This is a genomic window from Pseudomonas fluorescens, from assembly GCF_902497745.1.
Classification (GTDB): domain Bacteria; phylum Pseudomonadota; class Gammaproteobacteria; order Pseudomonadales; family Pseudomonadaceae; genus Aquipseudomonas; species Aquipseudomonas fluorescens_BM.
In genome coordinates this window covers 130,162-153,051 of sequence record NZ_CABVHJ010000002.1, presented here as the reverse complement: position 1 = coordinate 153,051, position 22,890 = coordinate 130,162, and the positions used below count along the sequence as shown (strand labels likewise).

General features: G+C 60.1%; 22 protein-coding genes. 18 read left to right on the top strand and 4 right to left on the bottom strand.

What is annotated here, in order from left to right:
- Window positions 1-6: 6 nt before the first annotated feature.
- Window positions 7-489: a GNAT family N-acetyltransferase gene (locus F8N44_RS03400; RefSeq protein WP_150649309.1), complete on the bottom strand. Its 483-nt coding sequence runs from the start codon at window positions 487-489 to the stop codon at window positions 7-9.
- A 61-nt stretch (window positions 490-550) separates the two neighbouring features.
- Window positions 551-1,558, bottom strand: coding sequence for an AraC family transcriptional regulator (locus tag F8N44_RS03395; RefSeq protein ID WP_150649308.1), 1,008 nt, complete (start codon window positions 1,556-1,558; stop codon window positions 551-553).
- A 150-nt stretch (window positions 1,559-1,708) separates the two neighbouring features.
- Between F8N44_RS03395 and F8N44_RS03390 the strand changes: the two genes are divergently transcribed.
- From F8N44_RS03390 to F8N44_RS03380, 3 genes are all read left to right on the top strand, one after another.
- A complete protein-coding gene (locus F8N44_RS03390) occupies window positions 1,709-2,383 on the top strand; it encodes a glutathione S-transferase family protein (RefSeq protein WP_224794728.1) in 675 nt (224 codons plus the stop codon).
- A gap of 36 nt (window positions 2,384-2,419) precedes the next feature.
- Window positions 2,420-3,298: a methyltransferase domain-containing protein gene (locus F8N44_RS03385; RefSeq protein WP_224794727.1), complete on the top strand. Its 879-nt coding sequence runs from the start codon at window positions 2,420-2,422 to the stop codon at window positions 3,296-3,298.
- A gap of 209 nt (window positions 3,299-3,507) precedes the next feature.
- Entirely contained in the window at window positions 3,508-3,969 is a 462-nt protein-coding gene (locus F8N44_RS03380) for a hypothetical protein (protein ID WP_150649307.1), read from the top strand.
- Between the two features lie 16 nt (window positions 3,970-3,985).
- Here F8N44_RS03380 and F8N44_RS03375 read toward each other — a convergent pair whose 3' ends face one another.
- Window positions 3,986-5,230, bottom strand: a complete 1,245-nt coding sequence (locus tag F8N44_RS03375; protein ID WP_150649306.1) for an MFS transporter — start codon at window positions 5,228-5,230, stop codon at window positions 3,986-3,988.
- A 231-nt stretch (window positions 5,231-5,461) separates the two neighbouring features.
- Between F8N44_RS03375 and F8N44_RS03370 the strand changes: the two genes are divergently transcribed.
- The 5 genes from F8N44_RS03370 to F8N44_RS03350 all read left to right on the top strand — a co-directional run bounded on the left by F8N44_RS03370 (window position 5,462) and on the right by F8N44_RS03350 (window position 11,566).
- Window positions 5,462-6,394 (top strand): AraC family transcriptional regulator, encoded by a 933-nt coding sequence (locus F8N44_RS03370; protein ID WP_150649305.1) that lies wholly within the window; start codon window positions 5,462-5,464, stop codon window positions 6,392-6,394.
- Between the two features lie 77 nt (window positions 6,395-6,471).
- The gene (locus tag F8N44_RS03365) at window positions 6,472-6,927 is read left to right on the top strand and encodes a (2Fe-2S)-binding protein (RefSeq protein ID WP_064118102.1); all 456 of its coding nucleotides are present in this window, start codon (window positions 6,472-6,474) and stop codon (window positions 6,925-6,927) included.
- Window positions 6,927-9,179 (top strand): xanthine dehydrogenase family protein molybdopterin-binding subunit, encoded by a 2,253-nt coding sequence (locus F8N44_RS03360; RefSeq protein WP_150649304.1) that lies wholly within the window; start codon window positions 6,927-6,929, stop codon window positions 9,177-9,179. The genes F8N44_RS03365 and F8N44_RS03360 overlap by 1 nt, the downstream gene beginning before the upstream one ends.
- Before the next feature lie 17 nt (window positions 9,180-9,196).
- A complete protein-coding gene (locus tag F8N44_RS03355) occupies window positions 9,197-10,549 on the top strand; it encodes a c-type cytochrome (protein ID WP_150649303.1) in 1,353 nt (450 codons plus the stop codon).
- Window positions 10,550-10,561: 12 nt separating this feature from the next.
- Window positions 10,562-11,566, top strand: a complete 1,005-nt coding sequence (locus F8N44_RS03350; protein WP_150649302.1) for an XdhC family protein — start codon at window positions 10,562-10,564, stop codon at window positions 11,564-11,566.
- Window positions 11,567-11,575: 9 nt separating this feature from the next.
- Here F8N44_RS03350 and F8N44_RS03345 read toward each other — a convergent pair whose 3' ends face one another.
- Window positions 11,576-12,163 carry a TetR/AcrR family transcriptional regulator gene (locus tag F8N44_RS03345; protein WP_191630849.1) on the bottom strand — a complete coding sequence of 196 codons (588 nt, stop codon included), beginning with the start codon at window positions 12,161-12,163 and terminating at the stop codon, window positions 11,576-11,578.
- Window positions 12,164-12,386: 223 nt separating this feature from the next.
- Here F8N44_RS03345 and F8N44_RS03340 point away from each other — a divergent pair, with 223 nt between their 5' ends.
- From F8N44_RS03340 to F8N44_RS03295, 10 genes are all read left to right on the top strand, one after another.
- Window positions 12,387-13,175, top strand: a complete 789-nt coding sequence (locus tag F8N44_RS03340) for an SDR family NAD(P)-dependent oxidoreductase (protein ID WP_034154110.1) — start codon at window positions 12,387-12,389, stop codon at window positions 13,173-13,175.
- Between the two features lie 107 nt (window positions 13,176-13,282).
- Window positions 13,283-14,281 (top strand): NADP-dependent oxidoreductase, encoded by a 999-nt coding sequence (locus F8N44_RS03335; protein WP_108224572.1) that lies wholly within the window; start codon window positions 13,283-13,285, stop codon window positions 14,279-14,281.
- A 118-nt stretch (window positions 14,282-14,399) separates the two neighbouring features.
- Window positions 14,400-15,212, top strand: coding sequence for a DUF1206 domain-containing protein (locus tag F8N44_RS03330; protein WP_034154112.1), 813 nt, complete (start codon window positions 14,400-14,402; stop codon window positions 15,210-15,212).
- Between the two features lie 116 nt (window positions 15,213-15,328).
- Complete coding sequence (locus F8N44_RS03325; protein ID WP_034154113.1) at window positions 15,329-16,231, top strand: bestrophin family protein; 903 nt, start codon at window positions 15,329-15,331, stop codon at window positions 16,229-16,231.
- A 314-nt stretch (window positions 16,232-16,545) separates the two neighbouring features.
- A complete protein-coding gene (folE, locus tag F8N44_RS03320; RefSeq protein ID WP_034154114.1) occupies window positions 16,546-17,103 on the top strand; it encodes a GTP cyclohydrolase I FolE in 558 nt (185 codons plus the stop codon).
- Between the two features lie 81 nt (window positions 17,104-17,184).
- Window positions 17,185-17,727, top strand: a complete 543-nt coding sequence (locus F8N44_RS03315) for a DUF3833 domain-containing protein (RefSeq protein ID WP_034154115.1) — start codon at window positions 17,185-17,187, stop codon at window positions 17,725-17,727.
- Complete coding sequence (locus tag F8N44_RS03310) at window positions 17,724-18,434, top strand: SDR family NAD(P)-dependent oxidoreductase (protein ID WP_150649301.1); 711 nt, start codon at window positions 17,724-17,726, stop codon at window positions 18,432-18,434. Before F8N44_RS03315 ends, F8N44_RS03310 begins: the two co-directional genes overlap by 4 nt.
- A gap of 14 nt (window positions 18,435-18,448) precedes the next feature.
- Window positions 18,449-18,754, top strand: a complete 306-nt coding sequence (locus F8N44_RS03305; RefSeq protein WP_034154117.1) for a DUF6482 family protein — start codon at window positions 18,449-18,451, stop codon at window positions 18,752-18,754.
- Between the two features lie 325 nt (window positions 18,755-19,079).
- Window positions 19,080-21,485 (top strand): glucose/quinate/shikimate family membrane-bound PQQ-dependent dehydrogenase, encoded by a 2,406-nt coding sequence (locus tag F8N44_RS03300; protein ID WP_150649300.1) that lies wholly within the window; start codon window positions 19,080-19,082, stop codon window positions 21,483-21,485.
- An 85-nt stretch (window positions 21,486-21,570) separates the two neighbouring features.
- A complete protein-coding gene (locus tag F8N44_RS03295) occupies window positions 21,571-22,869 on the top strand; it encodes a carbohydrate porin (protein ID WP_150649299.1) in 1,299 nt (432 codons plus the stop codon).
- The last annotated feature ends 21 nt before the right edge of the window (window positions 22,870-22,890 follow it).

Sequence of the window (22,890 nt, the reverse complement as noted above, 5' to 3'; positions counted from 1 at the left end):
ATCCTGCTAGCAAGCCGGGCCAACGGCCGGAACGCTCTGACGAACATAATAATTGTCGAATTCACTGCTTTCGACGAATTGGAAGCCATGGCGAATATAAAAGCGATTTGATGCGCTTTCTTTGAGAGCTCCAACTTTAACAGGGAGCGCAGCCGCATCCGCCAATTTGAAAATCTGAGTGAGAACAACAGAGCCTATACCTGATCCTTGCGCGCTCGGTTTCACATACAAGTGATCGAGCAAGAGTTCATTGTGGTGATGTTTGACCACTACAAAACCAACCCTCTCCCCGGATACCTCGATGTAGTGTGTGTTGCGAGCTTCAAAACCGCTAAGAAACCGCTCACGCGCACGCACCGGATCAAATCGCCCAACACGCTCCAGACTGTCGCGCATGGCCTCAATTCGAATGGCTACAAGATTGTCCAGGTCGCTTTGTTGAGCTATGACAAAAGTGATTGGGGAATTTTGATTGGCTGTGACGGGCATATTTTGCGCTCTATTTACCATCCTGGAAGGCCAGTATAGAGATACTGACCGACCTGCTTCCTTATGCGTTAACACGTCGCCATTCACCAGGCGAAATCTTTTCCCACTGCCGGAAGGCCCGAAAGTAAGAATTGGCGTCCTCATACCCGAGTAGATAGGCCACTTCTTTCAGTTCAAGACTTGTATCAGCAAGCAAGTGAAAGCCCACTTGGCGTCGGGCCTCATTGAGCAGCTCGCTGAACGTTGTGCCCTCTGCCGCCAATCGTCGTTGCAGCGTCCGTTCACTTTGCAGCAGCTCTTGAGCCAAGTGATGCAAGGTTGGTCGTCCGTCCGCCAACGCTCGTTTCAGCAATCCGATTGCCTGCTCACGAAATCCAGCTGGCGCGCCGATCTCCTGCAAGGCGGCAGTCATGCCAGGCGTCAAGACGTGGAGCATTTCCGGATTATATTCAAGAAACGGCAGGCTCAAGTCACTGGCGCTGATTGTCAGTTGGTCACGAGCCGCGCCATAGCGAATGGGACAGCCGAAATAATGCGCATGGATTTCCAGATTTTGCTCTGGGCGTCGCAGGCTTACTGTCAGAGGCACCAAGTGCGTCCCCGTGCCGCGCCGACCGAGCTCCAGCAAAAAAGCAAAACACGCCTCCACCGCGAGATGAGGCTGCGGGCCGCTGCCAGCCGGCCAAAGAATAGTGAACGACACCTCGCCGTCACGCTCCTCGACACAAATCTGGTCCGGGCTGCATAGGCGCATGAAGCGGGAGTACCTTGCCACTCCTTCGCGAAAATCGGCGGCATATAACGCGGCGAGGAACGCCAGTTTGTGCTTTCCGCTGGGCGTGTCGCGGACCATTTTTATGGCGAAAGCCGGGTCGGCAGACAACGCCTCAATGGCCCGCCAAACAGCAAATAGCTGATGGATCGTGACAACGGCGTCATTCAGGTGAAGGTCGGTTGGCAATTGCGCGTGTTGTTGAACCGCCACCGGGCTGAGGCCCAGTCGCTCTATCGCCTGCCAGAATACTTTGGGCAGTTTGCACCGCTCGGAGCGGATCTCAGGTTGGGACATTTACAGGCTCCGAGCCGCACGTAAGTGGCAGCGCTTAATGCAACGCCAATCAATGGCGCGTTTCGCAAGTGTTCTGGCGCAAACCGTCCACGAAGGAATGCGTCTTCGCGCCTAGCATGGTCGTTAATGAAACGAGCTGAGGAGCTCACCATGGCAACAACGTTCTATACCAATCCCAATTCCCGCGGCCGCATGGTGCGCTGGATGCTTGAAGAAATCGGCTGCACCTATGACGTGGTCATTCTGGATTACCAGGCGGCCAGTGGAGCTGACCGCTGGGGCGGTGCTGCGCTGCAAGTGCCCGTGCATACCAGCCCTGATGATCCACGCGCGATTTTTTTTCGCGACGTGAATCCGATGGGGAAAATCCCCGCGCTGGTGCACAACGGGCAGACCATAACAGAAACTGCTGCCATCTGTGCCTATCTGGCTGACGCCTTTCCCGAAGCCGGACTAGCGCCTGCGCCAGAGGACCGGGCGGCCTATTACCGTTGGCTGTTTTTTGCAGCCGGCCCCGTGGAGCAAGCCGTAACCAACCACCGCGCGGGCTTCAACCCTGAGCCTGAGCAAGAGTTTTTCTTTGGCTACGGAAGCTATGAACGCACAGTGGACCAACTCGAGCGCGCGGTGCTGGCCAGCCCTTTCATTGCCGGTGAACGCTTCACTGCGGCGGACGTGTATGTCGGCTCACACATCGGCTGGGGATTGGCAATGAACACCTTGCCGCCCAGGGCCGCTTTTCTCGCCTACGCCGAGAAACTCACCGGCCGCGACGCGTATAAACGTGCGGCAGCAAAGGATCAGGCGCTGCTCGCGGCGGGCTGATTAACGGAAACTGCCGGAGCGCTACCCGAAGGCGCCATGCAGGTGCAACCACCTGCAAAAAGCGCCTTCGCCCGCAACGCGATGAATGACGTGGAGTCGCGCCGCCAGACCCTACCGATGGGGCGGCGCACATTTGCAACACACCTGAGGAGCTTTGCCGTGTCGAACACTTCACCGGACTTCACCGAACGCTTGCTGGTCGATGCCGGAATCCGCGAAGGCATGCGCGTACTGGACGTCGGCTGCGGTTCTGGCGATGTCACCTACTTGCTTGCGCGCCTGGTCGGCAGCACCGGGGCGGTGGTGGGGGCGGATCACGACGCCAATGCACTTGCCATGGCACGCCAACGCAACGCTCCGCGGGACCATGCCCAACCTGAATTTATCGATAGCGACCTGCTCGGACTTGCCGAGTCGCTTGGCGTGTTTGACGCAATCGTTGGTCGGCGGGTGTTGATGTATCAGGCTGATACCGTCGCGGCTGTACGCGCGCTTGCGCAACACCTGCGGCCTGGAGGCACTCTCGTATTTCAAGAGCATGACACCACTCTGGTGCCGGCGAGCCTGGACGGATTCCCGCTACACAAACAGGCCCAGGGCTGGATACAACGCATGATCAAGCGTGAAGGGGCTGATCTGCATATCGGCTTCAACCTTCATCGCATCTTTACCCAGGCCGGTCTAGCCGTCGAAGCGGTCCGTGGAGAATGCCTTATCCAAACGCCCGGCAGCCCCTACGCGCTGGGAAATATCGTACGAGCCTGTCTGCCGCGAATCCTTGCGCATGGCGTCGCCACCGCAGAAGAGGTCGAAATGGAAACCCTGCAAGCGCGGTTAGACGATGAGCGCACCCAATCTGAAGGTATCTATATCGGAGACATGATTTTCGGCGCATGGGCGAAAAAATCGCAGTGAGTGGGCAGCCGATTACCACTGGGTAGAGACGATGTTCTGGAGCGACGACAGGTCCGAGCTGCAACTGTAAGCAAACTGTCTGCTCACCATTCGGATACAGCCGTTAATTCACACACCACCCTTATGAAACCCAAAAACACGCCGATACCGTCCAGCAGCACGGAAGCACCGCAGCAGCACTTACGTCATAGAAGGCAGGAACCCGAACAATGTTGGAATACCTCTGGCGCAGCATCCATTCCCCGGACTACTTGCCCAACGTACTGGAGTGGATGCTCCATATTCCCCTCAGCCCGTTCATGGTGATCATGTGCCTGATGGTCGGCGCGCTGGCCGGCAAATGGTGGAGAGCCCTGCCCTACGGCAGTCTGACTTGTTATGTGGTCTTTCTGAGCCGGTCTTCTTTCTATCGGTGGGAAAGCATTTTCCCCATAGCCGGTCTGCCTGCACTGGCAATCGATGGCGCGCTATTGGCGCTCCTCGGCTTTTATATGAAAGGCGTACTCAGAACCCGCGCAGAAGCAAAACCCGAAGGCCATTGGCTACGCAGGCTTTATCAAGGCCTTAAGGTCGTCATTTGCACAGTCATGGTGATGTTCTGGGCAGTCGTCGTGCTTTTTGTCGTGGTCTTCACTGTCTCGGTCGCTACCCAACCGTCCTTGGCGCACTGAGCAGCTTCCTGCTTGATCAGACAAATCGGGACTCAGCTTCGCCGGGAACAGCGTCCGAATGAGCCGCCGACTCAACAAGATGAACTTCAGTGGCATTGCGCCCCGCCAACCAGGCCAGCACAGACGCGACAACCAACACCGCGGCGCTAAGCTCGAACGTAGCTTTATAACCACTCAAATCAAAAGCCAGACCACCAATGATTGCCCCACCGGCGATCGCCAGTTGCACAATGGCGACGAGCAAGCCGCCTCCGGCCTCCGCATCATCCGGCAGCGTCTGCGCCAGCCATGTCCACCAGCCGACCGGCGCGGCCGTGGCAACCAGTCCCCAGAGTCCGAGCAACACGGCGGTGAGCAGCGGTGATTTGCCGAAGCTGACCAACGCCAGCGCGATGGCCGCCATGATCAGCGGGATGACGGTCAACGTGCGGTAGAGGCCGCGGCCCATGAACCGTTCGATCAGAAAGGTGCCGAAAAAACCGGCCAGTCCCAACCCCAGCAGCATCAAGGACAACGTCGAGACACTGACGCCCGTCACGCCTTCAAGGAAGGGCCGCAGATAGGTGAACAGCATGAACTGGCCCATAAAAAAAACGCTGACGGCGACCATGCCCAAGGCTACCGGCGGCTGCTTCATCAGGCGCAGAACGTTGCCGCTACCGGCCTGGCGCTCAGCCTTGAAGGATGGGAGGCTGATCAGCAGCCAGACGGCGGCCAGCACGGCGACCGGAACCACGCAGAAGAATGCCCCGCGCCAGCCGATCAGCGAGCCCAGAAAACTCCCCGCCGGAGCGGCGATGACCGTCGCCAGCGCGTTACCGCCATTGACGATGGCCAGCGCTCGCGAAACCTGTTCAGGCTTCACCAGACGCATTGCAGTCGCCGCCGACAGTGACCAGAAACCACCAATCGCTATCCCGATCAATGCACGTCCAAACATGAATGACGGGTAACCCGGTGCGACCGCGACCACCGTACCGGAGACGATCATCAGTAAGGTCAGGCCCAGCAACAATTTCTTGCGTTCGACGCGAGCAGCGACCGAGGCAATCAGCAGGCTGGTGATCAAGGCAAAGGCACCGGACACGGAGATCCCCTGCCCGGCCTGGCCTTCGGTAATGTGCAGGTCGGCCGCAATCGGCGTCAGCAGGCTGACCGGCATGAACTCTGAAGCGACCAAAGCGAATGCGGCCAGCGACATGGCCAGCACAGCGCTCCAGCCGCCTGTTCTTTTAGAAGGATCTGTAGAAGGAAAGGTCATGGGAACTACCTGTGGTGCGAAGAAACGTATGGGTGTGATGCGGAGGGGGCAAGCAGTTTGTCGCTCTTGCGAGCACTGCCCCTGTAACAGATAGACACATTCTCCCGGTCAATCCGGCCCTTCCCTAGTGCATTCCTCTTGAATGCTTGCCTGATCCTCTGGCGATGCAGGGTGATGGATAGGAAACGTCTCGCGCGCGGATTAGAGTTCGGTCAACAGGAGTGACCCGACATGATCCCTACCCCTCTGCCCCAGTACTCGCCTTTGGCGTTGCACATTGACCCGCGCGTGAGCGCACCGGGTGACTTCGCCACCGCCATACCCGGACTGTCGCTGTTTCGTCGCGACCAACCGGCGCCGCCGGTGGTGTGCATGATCGAACCGAGCCTGATTCTCGTCGGTCGCGGTGAAAAGCGCTTGTGGGTCGGCGGTGAAGGCTACAGCTATGACCCTTCGCGGTTTCTGGTGACCTCACTGGATCTGCCCGCCAACTCCGAAGTGACGCTTGCCAGTCCTGAGCAGCCCTGTGTCGGCCTCGTGCTGAAGCTGGATGTGAGCATGCTCGCCGAGGTCATCACCAAGAGCGGCCTGCCGGCCAAGCGGCAGCCAACAACGGGCACGGGCGCCGCGATTGGCAGCCTGTCGTCTGCTCTGCAGGGCGCGCTCGATCGCCTGCTGGCATTGCTCGATGAGCCCGAGGCGATCCCGGTGCTGGCGCCGCTGATTCTGCGCGAAATCCACTATCGGCTGCTGCACACCGACCAAGGTGCACGGCTGCGGCAGATCACAGCCGTCGATGGTCAGGGTTATCGCATCGCCAAAGCGATTGACTGGCTCAAGCTCAACTACGCAGATGCCCTGCGCATCGACGATCTGGCCGCACGGGTGCAGATGAGCGCGCCGACCTTTCACCATCATTTCCGTCAGCTCACCGGCATGAGTCCGCTGCAGTACCAGAAATGGCTGCGACTCAACGAAGCGCGGCGGCTGATGCTGGTCGAGCGCCTCGACGTTTCGCGGGCGGCGTTTGCGGTCGGCTATGAAAGCCCTTCGCAGTTCAGCCGCGAATATGGCCGGCTGTTCGGCACAGCGCCGAGTCGAGACATTGCCCTTCTGCGCGGGCAGCCATTTGAAGCAGAAGCGCTCGGCGCAGTCGCGAATTGAACGAAAAACGGTAATGCGCCTCGCCGCGTGTCACCGCTCATAACAATGCACGTCAACCGATGATCAGCGGGTGAATCATGGAACTACGAATCAACCAGAAGACCTATCAGGTCGATGCCGACGCCGATACACCCTTGCTGTGGGTGATCCGCGATGATCTGGGCATGACCGGGACCAAGTACGGCTGCGGGCTGGCGCAATGCGGCGCCTGCTCGGTGCTGGTGGATGGCAATGTGGTGCGCTCCTGCGTCACGCCGGTGGCCGGTGTGGTCGGCCGCGAGGTCACCACCATTGAGGCCATCGAAAGCGATGAAGTGGGCAAACGGGTGGTTTCGACCTGGGTCGATCTGCAAGTCGCCCAGTGCGGCTACTGCCAGTCCGGGCAGGTAATGGCCGCCACCGCGCTGCTCAAGCAAAACCCCAAGCCGAGTGATGCGCAGATCGAAGCGGCGATGGTCAATCTGTGCCGTTGCGGGACTTACAACGCCATTCATGCCGCCGTGCATGAGCTGGCCGGCAAGGGAGACGCGTGATGAACGTTCGAATCGACCCTTCACAGCAAGCCTCGGTGCTGGATCTGCACGAACCGATCAATGTATCGCGCAGACGTTTTCTGACCGGCACTGCCGTCGGCGCCCTGGTTCTCGGCTTCGGTCTTCCGCTGGGTACGACACGCGTGCAAGCTGCCGTTGCGGCAGCGACGGCCGAGCGCGGTACGCAAGTCCCGGCGTTTCTCGAAATCCGTCCGGACAACCGCGTGCGTCTGCTCTGCCCGTTCATGGAAGGCGGGCAAGGCACGTTCACGGCGATGGCGCAGATTGTCGGTGAAGAACTCGATGCCGATCCGTCGACCTTTCTGGTCGAGGCCGCCCCGCCCGGCGAGGCCTATGTGGTGTTGGAAAACGGCATGCGCATCACCGGCGGCAGCATGTCGGTGCGCATGAGTTACCCGGTCATGCGCCGCCTCGGCGCCCTCGCCCGCGCCATGCTGCTGCAAGCAGGCGCGCAGCAACTTGGCGTGCCGGTGAGCGAGTTGAGCACCGAGCCTGGCAAAGTCGTGCATGCCAACTCGGGCCGCTCGTTGGCTTACGGTGAACTGGCCGAGCGAGCCATGGATCTGCCGGTTCCCGATCCCGCTTCTGTGAAGCTGCGTGATCCGAGTCAGTTCCGCTGGATCGGCAAACCGGTGAAGCGCCTCGATGCCTATGACAAGTCCACGGGAAAGGCGCTGTACAGCATCGATCTGAAGGTCGACGACATGCTCCATGCTGCCGTGCAGCATGCCCCGCGCCTGGGGATGACCGTGGGCAACCTGCGCAACGAAGAGCAGGTCAAGGCAATGAAAGGCGTGCATTCCGTGCATCGTCTGCCGGGGGCCGTGGCGGTGGTCGCCGAACGTTGGTGGCACGCCAAACGTGCGGTCGAGGCGATCCAGGTCGACTGGCAAGAGCCAACGGCCGAGAGCAAAGTGCGGCCGATGCCCGCCGACTTTTCCAGCGATGCCTGGTTCAAGCGCCTCGCTGAAGACAAAGGCCCGGCCAAAGATGATGAACATGAAGGCGACGTGGCGGCGATTCTCAAAGAAACCAAGACCCGGATCGACGCCACTTACCACAACCAGTATTTGAACCACGGTCAACTGGAGCCGCCGTCAGCACTGGCCCGATTCAATCCGGACGGTTCGCTGGAAGTCTGGCTGCCGAATCAGGCGCCGGACATGTTCCGCGCCGACATCGCCAAACGCACGGGCCTCGATACGTCGCGCATCACCTTGCATTCACCGCTGCTGGGCGGGTTCTTTGGTCGGCATTTCCTCTACGATTCGGCCAGTCCCTACCCTCAGGCGATTGAGCTGGCAAAAGCGGTTGGCCGTCCGGTCAAACTGATCTGGAGTCGCGAAGAAGAGTTCCTGCGTGACGTGCTCCGTCCGGTTGCCGCGGTGAATTTCCGCGCCGCGCTGGACAGCGACGGCTGGCCGCTGGCAATCGAAGCGATCAGTGCCACTGAAGGCCCGACCGAAGCCCTCGCCGGCAAGCAAGGTGAAAAGCTCGACCCAACGGCGCTTGAAGGCTTGTCGGGTAAGTCCTATGCGATCCCCAACAAACGCATTGCGCAGATCTACGTCAAAGGCCCGGCCATGCTCGGTTACTGGCGTTCGGTGGGCAATTCGCTCAACGACTTCTTCTATGAATCGTTCCTCGACGAACTGGCCGACAAGGGTGGCAAAGACCCGTTCGACCTGCGCCTGCATCTGCTGCGAGACAACAAGCGTTTGACCACGCTGCTGCAAGCGGTGGGTGAACTATCAGGTGGCTGGAAGCGCGGGCCGTTTACCGCCGAGGATGGCAGCAAACGTGCGCGCGGCGTGGCCATGGCTTCGCCGTTCGGTACAGAGACGGCGGTGATCGCCGAGGTGTCCATCGAGAACGGTCAGGTCAAGGTGCACGACATCTGGCAGGCGATCGATCCGGGCAGCATCGTCAACCCGGCGATTGTCGAAGCGCAGGTCAATGGCGCCGTGGCGCTGGGGCTGTCGCAAACCCTGGTGGAAGAAGCCGTGTGGATGGATGGCAAACCCCGGGCGCGCAACTACGACTTGTATCCGATCCTGCCGCCTGCGCGGATGGCCCGGGTCCACGTGCGTGTGGTCGAGAGCGGGGAAAAAATGGGTGGCATCGGCGAACCGCCATTGCCTGCGGTCGCGCCCGCCGTCGCTAACGCGGTGGCAGCGCTAACCGGTCAGCGGGTGCGCAGCCTGCCCATGAGCCGACACACCTTCACTTGATCAGCGCCGGAGCGTCCATGAATAACAGCCGATTCGCAAGAACCGCTGGCTGGCTGGCAGTGCCGTGCCTGGTCGCGGCAGGCCTGCTGGCCTGGTATGTCACACGCGAGCCTGTCTCGCGCCTTGAAACCCATCAGATCGCCGTGGCCGACATCGATCCGGCGCTGGTCGCCCGTGGCGAATACGTCGCCCGGCTCAGCGATTGCGTAGCCTGTCACAGCGTGCCGGGCGGTGCGCCGTTCGCTGGTGGCCTGGAAATGGCCACGCCGCTGGGCTCGATCCATGCAACCAATATCACCCCGGACACGGAAACCGGCATTGGCCACTACAGCCTGGCGGACTTCGACCGGGCGGTGCGCCACGGCGTAGCCCCCGACAGTCGCCGTCTGTATCCGGCGATGCCCTACCCGTCCTACGCCAAGCTCAGTGATGATGATGTGCGCGCGCTGTATGCGTTCTTCATGAAAGGCGTGGCGCCGGTCAAACAGGCGAACATCCCCAGCGCGATTCCGTTTCCGCTGAACCTGCGCTGGCCGATTGCACTGTGGAACGGTGTGTTTGTCGACGCCGAACCGTATGCGGCGAAACCGTCGCAGGATGAACAGTGGAACCGTGGCGCCTATCTCGTTCAGGGAGCCGGGCACTGCGGCAGTTGCCACACGCCGCGCGGTTTGGCGTTCAACGAGAAGGCACTGGATGAATCCGGTAAACCGTACCTCGCCGGCGCCTTGCTCGATGGCTGGTACGCGCCGAGCCTGCGTGATGACCACAACACCGGGCTGGGCCGCTGGAGTGAGGCGGAAATCGTGCAGTTCCTCAAGACCGGTCGCAATAAGCACGCCGTCGTCTACGGCTCGATGACCGAGGCGTTCAACAACTCCACGCAGTTCATGAGCGATGACGATCTGAGCGCGATTGCCCACTACCTGAAGTCGCTGCCCGGGGATCGCGAACGGGATGGCGCGCCGTGGCAGTATCAAGCGGTGTCGGCAGCGCAACGTCTGGACTCGCCCGGTGCTCATACCTACGTGACGCGCTGTGCTTCCTGCCATGGTCTGGACGGCAAGGGCCAGTCCGAATGGATGCCGCCGCTTGCAGGCGCCACCTCGGCACTGGCCAAGGAAAGCGCCTCGGCGATCAACATCACCCTGAATGGTTCGCAGCGTGTCGTCGCGGCTGGCGTGCCGGATGCCTATCGCATGCCAGCCTTCCGCGAGCAGCTGTCAGATCAGCAGATCGCCGAAGTGCTGACATTCATGCGCAGCACCTGGGGCAATCAGAGCACAGCGGTAGATGCGCAGACGGTGGGTAAACTGCGTGAACACACCGATCCGGCCAGCAGCAGCCCGATCATCCTGCAGATGCGCTAAGAGGAGGTTTTGATGGAAAGCATCGACTTGCTGGTCCTGCGCACGGCGCGGGACTGGCTTGCCGCTGGCGAGCGTGTCTTGCTCGCCACGGTGGCGCGCACCTGGGGTTCTTCACCGCGTCCGACGGGGTCGATGATGGCTTTGCGTGACGATGGCCGCGTGGTGGGCAGCGTGTCCGGCGGCTGCATTGAGGATGATCTGATCCATCGCTACACCACGGCCCATGGCGGCAGCGCTTTTAGTGGCGGCGCGCCAGAAGTGGTGCGTTATGGCGTCAGCGCCGATGAGGCGCATCGCTTCGGCTTGCCGTGTGGTGGCACGCTTGAACTGATCCTTGAGTTCAACCCGGCGTGGCAGTCGCTCGATGAACTGCTGACGCAACTGGACGCCGGGCAACTGGTTCGCCGTCGTCTGGCGTTGGAGTCTGGTCAGGTGATGCTCGAACCGACCGCAACGCCGGAACAGTTCAGCTTCGATGGCGTGCAGATGCTCAACACCTTGGGACCGGGCTATCGGATGCTGATGATCGGGGCCGGCGCGCTGGCCGAGTATCTGGCGACCATGGCGTTGTTCAACGGTTTCAAGGTGGCAGTATGCGATCCGCGTCCCGAGTACATCGAGACTTGGGCGGTAGACGGTGTGGAGCGGATTGTCGGTATGCCGGATGACGTGGTGCGGGACTTCGCGGTCGATCTGCGCACCTGCATCGTCGCCTTGAGTCATGATCCCAAACTCGACGATCTGGCCTTGCTCGAAGCGCTCCACGGCCCGGCGTTCTATATCGGCGCCATCGGCTCGCGGCGCAACAGCCAGCTGCGTCGCGAACGCCTGATTGAACATTTTGGCGAGACCGAGGCGTCGCTTGAACGCCTGCACGGGCCGATCGGCCTGTACATTGGCAGCAAGACACCTGCGGAAATCGCCGTCAGCGTGATGGCCGAGATTCTTGCGGCGAAGAATGGCGCCCAACTGCCGCAAGCGTTCTCCATCGTCAGGGCCAAAGCGCTCGCTGAATGAGCCGCGCTGCTACTCTGCGACGGCGTTATCGGCAGGCAACGAAGCGAGCATTTCTGCGCGGCATACCTCAAGAATCTCGTCTGCCAGCGCGGAATCATCCGGGCAGGCACGCGACAGGATAATCGCGCCGACGGCCCGCGACAGCAGGTCAATCATCTGCTTGCGCCCCTCACCCGCCTCGGCATCCGGCCCGCTCGGGTATTTCTCGCCCAGGGTTTGCAGGGTGTGCTCAATGCCCTCGGCAAACGTCGCTTTCACCTCATCCGACTGACGCGCCGCGTCGCCGCCCAACGCGGCCATGGTGCAACCGTCGCCGCGTCCGTCGCGATGTTCTCTGTTCACATAGACGTTGATGAAGCCCGGAACATCCAGCGCTTGGGCGGCTGTCAGCGATTTGGCCAGACTGCACGCCGAGGCTTCGGCCATCAGGTCGGCCTTCGACCCGAAATGTTTATAGAAACCACCATGGGTAAAACCGGTGGCCGCCATGAGGTCCGCCACGCCGACGCCGTCAAAGCCGCGCTCACGGAACAGCTCTGAGGCGGTTTCAACGATGTGTTCTCGATTGGCCTGCGCCTGGGCCTTGGTCACTCTCACGTGCAATACCTCGTGTTTCCGGGGAAATACTGCGTCCGATGATACATAGATGTTGGCCATAATCAAAACCGTTGACAGTTTAGATTTAGATCATCATCCTAATTGCTCGCACCATCGATCTTCATCAACGGGCACGGAACAACCTCAATCGTCGCTGGCTGAATCAAGCATCAGCGCAAGCTAAGCGCGTTCTGTTTCTCACACCCTCAAAGAGAGATAAACCATGAGCACTCGCCCTACTGTTCTGATCACTGGCGCCTCCACCGGCATCGGCGCGGTCTACGCCGAACGCTTTGCGCAACGCGGCCACGACCTGGTACTGGTCGCCCGCGATCAGGCGCGCCTGGATGCACTGGCTGCGCGCTTGCGCAGCGAACATGACGTCGCCGTCGATGTGATCCCGGCGGACCTGACCCAACCCGGCGATCTGACCACTGTTGAAAACCGCCTGCGCGACGATGCCCGTATCGGCGTCCTCGTCAATAACGCTGGCGCGGCGCTGTCCGGCCATTTCGTCGAGCAAAGCACCGATAAAGTGGCGCAACTGGTCGCCCTCAACACCACCGCACTGGTGCGGCTTGCCAGCGCCATCGCTCCACGCCTGGCCAAGGCCGGTGACGGTGCGATCATCAACATCGGTTCGGTAGTTGGCCTCGCACCGGAGTTCGGCATGACGGTCTACGGCGCGACCAAGGCGTTTGTATTGTTCCTGTCCCAAGGACTGAGCCTGGAACTGTCGCCTCAGGGTGTCTACGTGCAGGCCGTGTTGCCGGCCGCCACACGCACGGAAATCTGGGATCGCTCCGGCGTCGACATCAACACCTTGAGCGAAATCATGGAGGTGGGTGATCTGGTGGATGCTGCGCTCGTCGGCTTCGATCGTCGCGAACCGGTGACCATTCCGCCGCTGCACGAAGCAGAGCGCTGGGATGCCCTGCAGGGCGCACGGCTGGGCCTGATCGGGCAAATCCGCCAATCTGAGGTTGCCCAGCGCTACCAGACGCCAGAGTGATCTTCAGCTAGCGAGCATGCGTTGCGGATTCGATGCAGTCACAAGGCACTGCATCGAATCCGCAACGCACCGACTACCATCCGTACACCGACAAGAGCCGCACCTCGATGAAAGCTTTTTTGATTGATCGCTATGGCAAACACCCCGGGCGCATCGGCGAAGCGCCGTTCCCGGCAGTGGGTTCTCACGACGTCTTGATCGAGGTCCATGCCAGCAGCGTCAACGTGCTGGACTCGAAGATCAGCACCGGCGAATTCAAGTTGATCCTCCCCTACGCGTTTCCATTGATTCTGGGCAACGATCTGGCAGGCGTGGTGACTGAAGTCGGCACGCAAGTGACACGCTTCAAACCGGGAGACGAGGTGTACGCTCGCCCACCCGAAGCACGAATCGGCACCTTCGCTGAGTTGATCGCCGTGAACGAAAATGCGATTGCCCTCAAACCGGCCAATACCGACATGGCACAGGCTGCTTCCCTGCCCTTGGTGGCACTGACCGCCTGGCAAGTGCTGGTCGAAACCGCCCAGCTGGAAAAAGGCCAGAAAGTACTGATTCACGCCGGCTCCGGCGGCGTCGGCACCGTTGCCATTCAGCTTGCCAAACACCTCGGTGCCTTTGTCGCCACAACCACCAGCACCGCGAATGTCGAATGGGTCAAGGCGCTAGGGGCTGACGTGGTGATCGATTACAAACAGCAGAACTTCGAAAGTGTCTTGCACGGCTACGACGTGGTGTTGAACAGCCTCGGTTCTGATGTCCTGGAGAAGTCAATCAAGGTGCTCAAGCCCGGTGGCCAGCTGATTTCCATCTCTGGGCCACCCACCGCGCAATTCGCACAGGAGCAAGGTTTGTCTTGGCCCTTGCAGCAGGTCATGCGCCTGTTGAGCCTCGGCATTCGGCGCAAGGCACGCAAGCAGGACGTCAATTACGCATTCGTGTTCATGCGCGCCAACGGCGCCCAACTGCAGCAGATCAGCGCACTGGTCGAGGCCGGCATCATCAAACCGGTGATTGATCGAACGTTCCCCTTTGAATCTACAGCAGAGGCGTTGAAATACGTCGAGCAGGGACGCGCCAAGGGCAAGGTCGTTGTTTCGATCAAATGACGATTCCGGCTATTGCTGAGTCATCTATGGAAATCCGCTCACGGCGTTCTTCGACAGGTCATAGAACCCCTCCCGGCAAGAAGGGTCTGCTCTCTTATAACCTCTCAGGAATACCCCCATGTCCGCGCAACGCAACCTCGTCCTCCTCGCTCGGGGAGGCTATGCCGCCCGAGGAATGCTTTATCTGATCATCGGTATCTTTGCGTTGCTGGCAGCCCAGGATTCGACTAAACCGAAGGACAGCCACAAGAGTCTGGAAGCCTTGTTAGGCCAGCCATTCGGCTATTTTCTGGTTGGACTTGTCGTGGCGGGACTGCTCGCATTTGCCGCTTGGCGTGTCCTGCAGGCAACGCGTGATGTCGATCATCACGGCACAAAACTCAAAGGTCTGGTGATCCGCACAGGGTTGTTTGTGGGAGGTCTGGTCAACGGTGCTCTGGCGTTCTTTGCATTGGGCCTGCTCATCAGCGGGATTAAAAGCTCGGGCAATTCCGCAGGACAAACCAAAGACTGGCTGGCGAATCTTCTGTCCTGGGAACATTCGAACTGGCTGGTGTACCTGATCGCCCTCGTGCCGCTCGGTGTAGGCATTGCTCACATCATCAAGGGCTGGAAAGCGTCGTTCGAGAAGTATTTCGAGGCCGACGAAGAGGTCATGCGCTACGTCCGCCCGGTCTCGCGGTTTGGCCTGATCGCGCGCGGCGTCGTGTTTATCGAGATCGCATTGCTCCTGGCAATCAGCGGCTCTACCTATCAGGCCATGGATCCCCCGGGTATGAAGGAAGCGCTCGATGCGCTGCAGAATCTACCCGCTGGCTGGCTGATCTTGATGGTAATAGCCCTGGGGCTGATGGCGTTCTCGGTCTACAGTCTGTCGGAAGCTTGCTGGCGCAAGATCAATATGGATGTGCCAGGCGTATCGAGCACATAGCGTGTAACGTCTTTGCCGATGATCACTCGGTCGCTGCATCGATGAGCGAACCTTTCCCCCGAAAACAGCGTCCGAGCTAAAGCGTTAACGCTTACCGCTCGCCACGAGGTTTCCGTTTGAAAGCTGCCATCGTCAGAAAATACCGATTGATCATCAAAACGCTGGGCTACGTCGGCTGGGCCTTGTTCTGGCTGTTGCTCTGGGACATCGCTGTCACTGTCGACTTCATGTTGTTTCTCAACACCAAGCTGAATTTACCCCTCATGCCCCTGACTTTATTGGGTTCGGCGTTGATTGTGTTGATCAGTTTCCGCAACAGCAGCGCCTACAACCGCTGGTGGGAAGCACGGACGCTGTGGGGTTCGATGATCAACAATTCGCGCAGTTTCGCCCGGCAGGTGCTGACGTTGCTGGATGACGCTGACAACGAGGTCAATCCGGTCAAGTCGACTCTATTACGCCGCCACGTCGCCTATGTGAATTGCCTCGCAGCGCATTTGCAAGGCCAGCCTTGCCCTGAGGAAGTCCGCGCGTTCATTCCCGCCGAGGAGTTCGCCCGCAGCGGCACCACCAATAACTTTGCCAACGACATCCTCACCGGCTCGGCGACTTTGCTCGCGCGGGAATACAAGGCCGGGCGCCTCGACAGCATTCGCTTGGCGCGGCTGGAATCGACGCTGGTGGACCTGTCCAACAGCCAGGGTGGCATGGAGCGAATTGCCAATACGCCGCTGCCCTACCCTTATGTGTATTTCCCACGGCTGTTTATCTCGCTGTTCTGCCTGATCGTCCCGGTCGGTCTGGTGGAATCGCTGGGCTGGTTCACGCCGCTGGCGTCGACCGTGGTGGGCTTTATGCTGCTGGCCATCGAGCGCATCGGCACCGATCTGCAAAGTCCGTTTCGCCACAGCGAGCATCAGATTCAGATGGAAGCACTGTGCGAAACCATCGAAAAGAACCTGCAGTCGATGCAGCGTGACTCCCTGGGTGACGTGCGCAGACTTGCAGAGAACGCTTGAGGTGCAACAATCGGGAACCGTCAGGATGTCTGACGGTTCCCGAATCAATCAGAACGCCGCACAACATCGCTTGGTTGTGCCCCGCGTTCCTGCTTCTGCCGTAGCGCTCACTGGCATCCCCCCCTTCCCGCTCCTCGCGCCACCTCACATTTTGCGATGTGAGGTTTTCGCATCTGCATAAAAAAGATTGCCGATTCATTGTCAGGTGATTTTTTTCAGCCTATCTTCAATAAAACCTATACAAAGCACTTCATCGCGTACAACTCTTTCGCTATGGATTGGCCTCACGCACAGCACTGCCGCGAGCACCTTGAATGAACCCACTATTAGCCAGCCATTACCGTGAAATTCTCGTCGGCGTCGGTGAAAACCCCGAGCGCGAAGGACTGTTGGACACACCCCAGCGCGCCGCCAAAGCGATGCAGTACCTGTGCAATGGCTACACGATGAGCCTGGAAGACGTCACCAACGGTGCCCTGTTCGAGTCGCAGAGCGATGAAATGGTGATCGTCAGCGACATCGAGCTGTATTCCTTGTGCGAGCACCACATGCTGCCCTTTATCGGCAAGGCACATGTCGCGTACATCCCCACCGGCCGGGTCCTGGGGCTGTCGAAGGTCGCGCGGGTGGTAGACATGTTCGCGCGGCGCCTGCAGATCCAGGAAAACCTCACGCGGCAGATTGCCGACGCCATCCAGCAGATCACCGATGCCGCCGGTGTCGCGGTGGTCATTGAAGCCCGGCACATGTGCATGATGATGCGCGGCGTTGAGAAGCAGAATTCGGTCATGACCTCCTCCGTGATGCTGGGCGCTTTCCGGGACAGTTCGACGACACGGCAGGAATTCCTGCAACTGATCGGGCGGCGATAAAGCTATACAGGGGACAGTCACTGTACAAGCCGCCAGTTCGAATCTCACCCTCTTCACTTGTGCGTTTCAGGGAGTTAGGCAATGACCCGATTTCTGCTGTTACTGACACTGGCACTCAGCATCGCAAGCTGCGGCAGCGTGGATGTTGCCCGTTATGCCGAGCAACAACCGGCCTTGGACCTGCAGCGATTTTTCAGCCAGCCCGTCAAAGCCTGGGGAATGTTTCAGAAGCGCAGCGGTGAAGTGGCCAAGCGTTTTGAGGTCAACATCGTCAGCCGGCGTGAGGGTAACAACCTGATTCTCGACGAGCGCTTCCTGTACAGCGACGGCACCCGCCAACGTCGCGTCTGGACTCTCACGCCCGAAGGCCAGGGGCGTTGGAGCGGTCGCGCGGCTGACGTAGTGGGTGTCGCCGAGGGCCAGGTCGCGGGCAATACGCTGCACTGGCGTTATCGCCTGAACCTGCCGGTCGACGACTCGACCTACGAAATGAGCATGGACGACTGGATGTACTTGATGGACGAGGACACGTTGATCAACCGCACCAGCATGTCCAAGTTCGGCGTAGAGGTCGGCCAAGTGACACTGTTCTTCCGTCGCCAAGGCGCGGGAGTCAGCGAGTGAACCGCGCATTGACCCTGGCCTCGTTTGGCGATGGTTACCGCGCGCTGGTGATCGGCGCCAGTGGCGCCCTCGGCACAGCCTTTTGCCAACGGCTGAAACAGGATCCGCGCTGTGCCGACGTTCGCGCGCTGGGGCGCCGTACCCTCCCCGCGCTCGACCTTGAACGACCTGAAACGATTGCCAGCGCCGCCGCCGAACTGGCAAGCGAAGCGCCGTATCAACTGATCATCCACGCGGCCGGTCTGCTCCATCGCGAAGGGATCAAGCCGGAAAAAAGCTTCAGCGCGATCGAGCCGGAGGCGCTGCAAACCGTGTTTCAAGTGAACACGCTGGGTCCGGCATTGGTGTTGCGTCATTTCCTGCCACTGCTCGATCCTCGGGGAGCGATGGCGATGCTTTCGGCCAAGGTCGGGAGCATTGGTGACAACCGATTGGGCGGCTGGTACGCCTACCGCGCTTCCAAGGCTGCGCTGAACATGCTGATCAAGACCGCCGCCATCGAACTGGCACGCACGCGCCCGCAGAGTCGCTTGCTCAGTCTGCACCCAGGCACGGTGGTGTCGGGGTTGTCGCAACCTTTTCGCGGCGCCTCCAGCGCCCGTCCGGCAGACGTTGCCGCTGAACAGTTACTGACCTTGATAGACCAGTTGACGCCGGCCGACAGCGGCCATTTCTTTGCCTACGATGGAGAACGCCTACCCTGGTAGGCAAGGAGTGAAGCATGAACCTGCAAGCCCTCACCGAACGTGCGGCCAACAGTGAAATACGTGAACTGGAGCTGCTGTCGCTCGAAGGTGGTTTTTATCTGGCGCGGATCCGCCTGGATCACGGCCAGTTCACCCTGCTGGATGACGCGGCCAAGCCGATGCACCTGCGTTCGATCACCCACCTGCGGGACTTGCTACAGACCGTGCCGGCCTTTCCCTGCGTACTGGTGCAGCAATGCGTGCACGACGAAATGTGCGGGCGCGATTCGGGGCCTGTCGAAGAGCTGCGCATTCCGTTTTCGCTCACCACGCCCGTATGAGTCGAACCATGCACTTCAACTGGTAACGAGCGGGGCCGCGCCATTTGTCGCGTACCCGCTAAGCTGGTTTTAGGGCCGTGCGTCAGTTGAACGTTGTTGGCTGACTGAAAACAGCAAAATAGAAATGCTGTCATAACCATGATTTTTTCTGACAAAACGGCGTCTTTTGCAGGTTTTCAAAAGCTCTGCTGAAGCCTGTTAGAGCGCTATTTGCGGCCCAAGCGGGTTATCAAAAATCCAACAACACTTTATTACTGAATTAGTGATTTAACTAGGTAGTTACCCAACTATATAATGCGCGCCTCATTTCAACGGGACACTCAACGTGAAGCAGAGTCAACGCCTCTCGGGCATATCAAAATTCATTCTGGTCGGACTGGGCGTCGTCATCGCCCTGCTCGGCTTGGCGCTGGCTGCGGGCGGCGTGAAGTTGGTCAGCCTGGGAGGCTCGTGGTACTTCCTGGTGGGTGGCTTGGTCATGGCCGTTTCCGGTCTGTTGATCGCGCGCTTCAAGCCGAGCGGCGCGTGGTTGTTCGCCGCGTTCCTGGTGGGCACCGCGATCTGGGCGGTGAGCGATGCCGGCCTGGTGTTCTGGCCGGTGTTCTCGCGCCTGTTCATGTTCAGCGTGATCGGCCTGGTCGTGACGCTGGTTTATCCTCTGCTCAAGCGTGCCAACGGCAGTGTTGCAGGTCGCGGCGCTTACGCCGTGGCTGCGGTGCTGGCGGTCGGCGTGGCCGTGGCGGCTGGCAACATGTTCGTCGCGCACCCGACCGTTGCCGCCACCGGCACTGGCCCGGGCCTGACCCCGGTCGAGCCGGACAAGGCGCAAAAGGACTGGGCGCACTACGGTAATACCGAAGGTGGCAGCCGCTTCGCCGCGCTGGATCAGATCAATCGCGCCAACGTCGACAAACTGAAAGTCGCGTGGACCTACCACACCGGTGACGTCGCCGAGAGCGATGGCAATGGTGCTGAAGACCAGCTCACCCCGCTGCAGGTTGGCAACAAGGTGTTCATCTGCACCCCGCACAACAACCTGATCGCCCTTGATGCCGACACCGGTAAAGAGCTGTGGAAGAACGCGATCAACGCCCAGTCGAAAGTCTGGCAGCGTTGCCGTGGCATGGCCTATTTCGACGCCAGCGCTGCCATTGCTCAGCCAGCCAATTCGAAAATCATCGAAGCCAAACCGGCGCCGGCTGCCAACTGCCAGCGCCGTCTGCTGACCAACACCATCGATGCCCGTTTGATCGCGGTTGATGCTGACACTGGCGAGTTCTGCCAGGGTTTCGGCAACAATGGCCAGGTCGATCTGAAGGCCGGTCTGGGTGATGTCCCGGACAGCTACTATCAGTTGTCTTCCGCTCCGCTGATGGCCGGCACCACCGTGGTGGTTGGCGGTCGCGTGGCTGACAACGTGCAGACCGACATGCCCGGCGGCGTGATCCGTGGCTTTGACGTGATGACTGGCGCCATGCGCTGGGCCTTCGACCCGGGCAACCCGCAGGATAAAAAGGCGCCGGCAGACGGCAGCACCTATGTGCGCAGCACGCCGAACAGCTGGGCACCGATGTCCTACGACCCGGCGACCAACACAGTGTTCCTGCCGATGGGCAGTTCGTCCACCGACATCTATGGTGTCGAGCGCAGCAAACTCGATCACACCTACGGCGCTTCGATCCTCGCGCTGGACGCCACCAGTGGTGAAGAACGTTGGGTGTTCCAGACCGTGCACAACGATCTGTGGGACTTCGACCTGCCGATGCAGCCAAGCCTGATCGACTTCACCAAGGACGGCAAAACTGTACCGGCCGTGGTCATCGGCACCAAGGCCGGGCAGATCTACGTGCTCGACCGCGCCACCGGCAAACCGCTGACCGACGTTAAAGAGGTCCCGGTCAAAGCGGCGAACATCCCGAACGAACCGTACTCCCCGACTCAGCCGAAATCGGTGGGCATGCCAGAAATCGGTGCTCAGCACCTGACTGAATCGGACATGTGGGGCGCCACTCCGTACGATCAGTTGCTGTGCCGCATCGACTTCAAAGGCATGCGCTACGACGGCCTGTACACCGCGCCGGGCATGGACAAATCGCTGAGCTTCCCGGGTTCGCTGGGTGGCATGAACTGGGGCAGCCTCTCCACTGACCCGGTGCACGGCTTCATCTTCGTCAACGACATGCGCCTGGGTCTGTGGATTCAGATGATTCCGTCGCAGAACAAAGGTCAGGCCGCTGGCGGTGGCGAAGCGCTGAACACCGGCATGGGCGCCGTACCGCTGAAAGGCACGCCTTACGCCGTGAACAAAAACCGCTTCCTGTCGGTGGCCGGCATTCCGTGCCAGGCGCCGCCGTTCGGCACGCTGACCGCCATCGACATGAAGACCCAGAAAATCGCCTGGCAGGTTCCGGTCGGTACTGTTGAAGACACCGGTCCGCTGGGCATCCGCATGCACCTGCCGATCAAGATCGGTCTGCCAACCCTCGGCGGCACGCTGTCGACCCAAGGTGGTTTGATCTTCATCGCCGGCACCCAGGACTTCTATCTGCGCGCCTTTAACAGCGGCAACGGTGAAGAAGTCTGGAAAGCACGTCTGCCAGTCGGCAGCCAGGGCGGCCCGATGACCTATGTTTCGCCGAAAACCGGCAAGCAGTACATCGTCATCACCGCCGGTGGTGCGCGTCAGTCGACCGATCGCGGCGACTACGTGATGGCTTACGCACTGCCGTAAATCACGGTGTGCATATAAAGCGCGGCACCTTCGGGTGCCGCGCTGCTTTCTCCCTATTGCTCAAGTTTTCTGCAGGAAGATTTACATGCTATCGGCTGTTGGTTTTTCCCGTTCCGACCTGTTCAAAGGCCTGTTGCTGGGCATTGCGTGCACCACCACCCTCCCCGCGCTGGCCGACAACGATTCCGATCTGTTGACCCGTAGCACCCTCACCGGTGACTGGGGTGGCTTGCGTCACCAGATGGATGAACAAGGCGTCAAATTCACCGGCGATTACAGCGGTGAAATGGCTTACAACGCTGATGGCGGCTTGCATCGCTCGGCGCGCTACTCGCAGAACATCAAGCTCGGCGTGCAGTTCGACCTGAGTAAACTGTACGGCGTCGACAATGCCGGCAAGGTCCAGCTGACCATCAACGACCGTCGCGGCAACAGTGCCTCCGAAGACCTCGTCGGCAACCGCCTGCCGATTCAGGAAAACTACGGTGGCCTGTACACGCGCCTGACCGAACTGAGTTACGAGCGCAGCCTGTTTACCCCGGCGCTCAATGTGAAACTCGGCTACATGGCCATGGGCAACGACCTCGGCGGCCTCGACAGCGGCATTCTGTGCAACTTCATGAACGCCGGTTTCTGCGGCCACCCGCTGAACATGTCCGGCGGCAGCGGCTGGACCAACTACCCCAATGCGCATTTGGGTGTGCGGGTGAAATACGATCTGTCGCCGTCCTGGCAACTGCGCGTGGCCGCGTTCAACGTCGATCCGGAAAGCAACGGCAACTCCAGCCGTGCCTGGCACCTTGGGCCGAAACACACCACTGGCACCGTGGTGCCGATCGAGTTGGTGTACAAACACGCAGGCACCCTGCCCGGCGAATACAAGCTCGGCTACTACTACGACAGCTCCGACGTAAAACGCATTGGCAGCGATAAAGAAGTGTCCGGTCGCGGCGGTCATTACCTGCTGATCGATCAGGCGGTCTGGAACTCGCCAACTTCCGAAGGCCGTAGCCTGCATGCCTTCGGCCAATACTCGGCGGCCAGCGAAGCAGCCTCGCCGTTCAGCAAGTGGTACGGCACCGGCGTGGTTTTGTACAAGCCGTTCGAAGGTCGCCCGCGTGACACCGTCGCTTTGGGTTATGGCCGCGCCGTACCGAACTCGCGTAGCCGTGACGTTTTGCAGGACGCCGCATTGAACAACGGCACGGCGTTCCCGAACCTGGACAGCGCCGAGCAATTGATCGAACTCGGTTACGGTTATCAGGCCACGCCTTGGCTGACCCTGCGCCCGAATGTGCAGTACATCATCGAGCCGGGCGCGTTTTCCGGGCAGGATATCGACAATGCGCTGGTGATCGGATTGCAGGTAAAAGCAGCACTCTGATATCGACGGTTTGAGCACCCG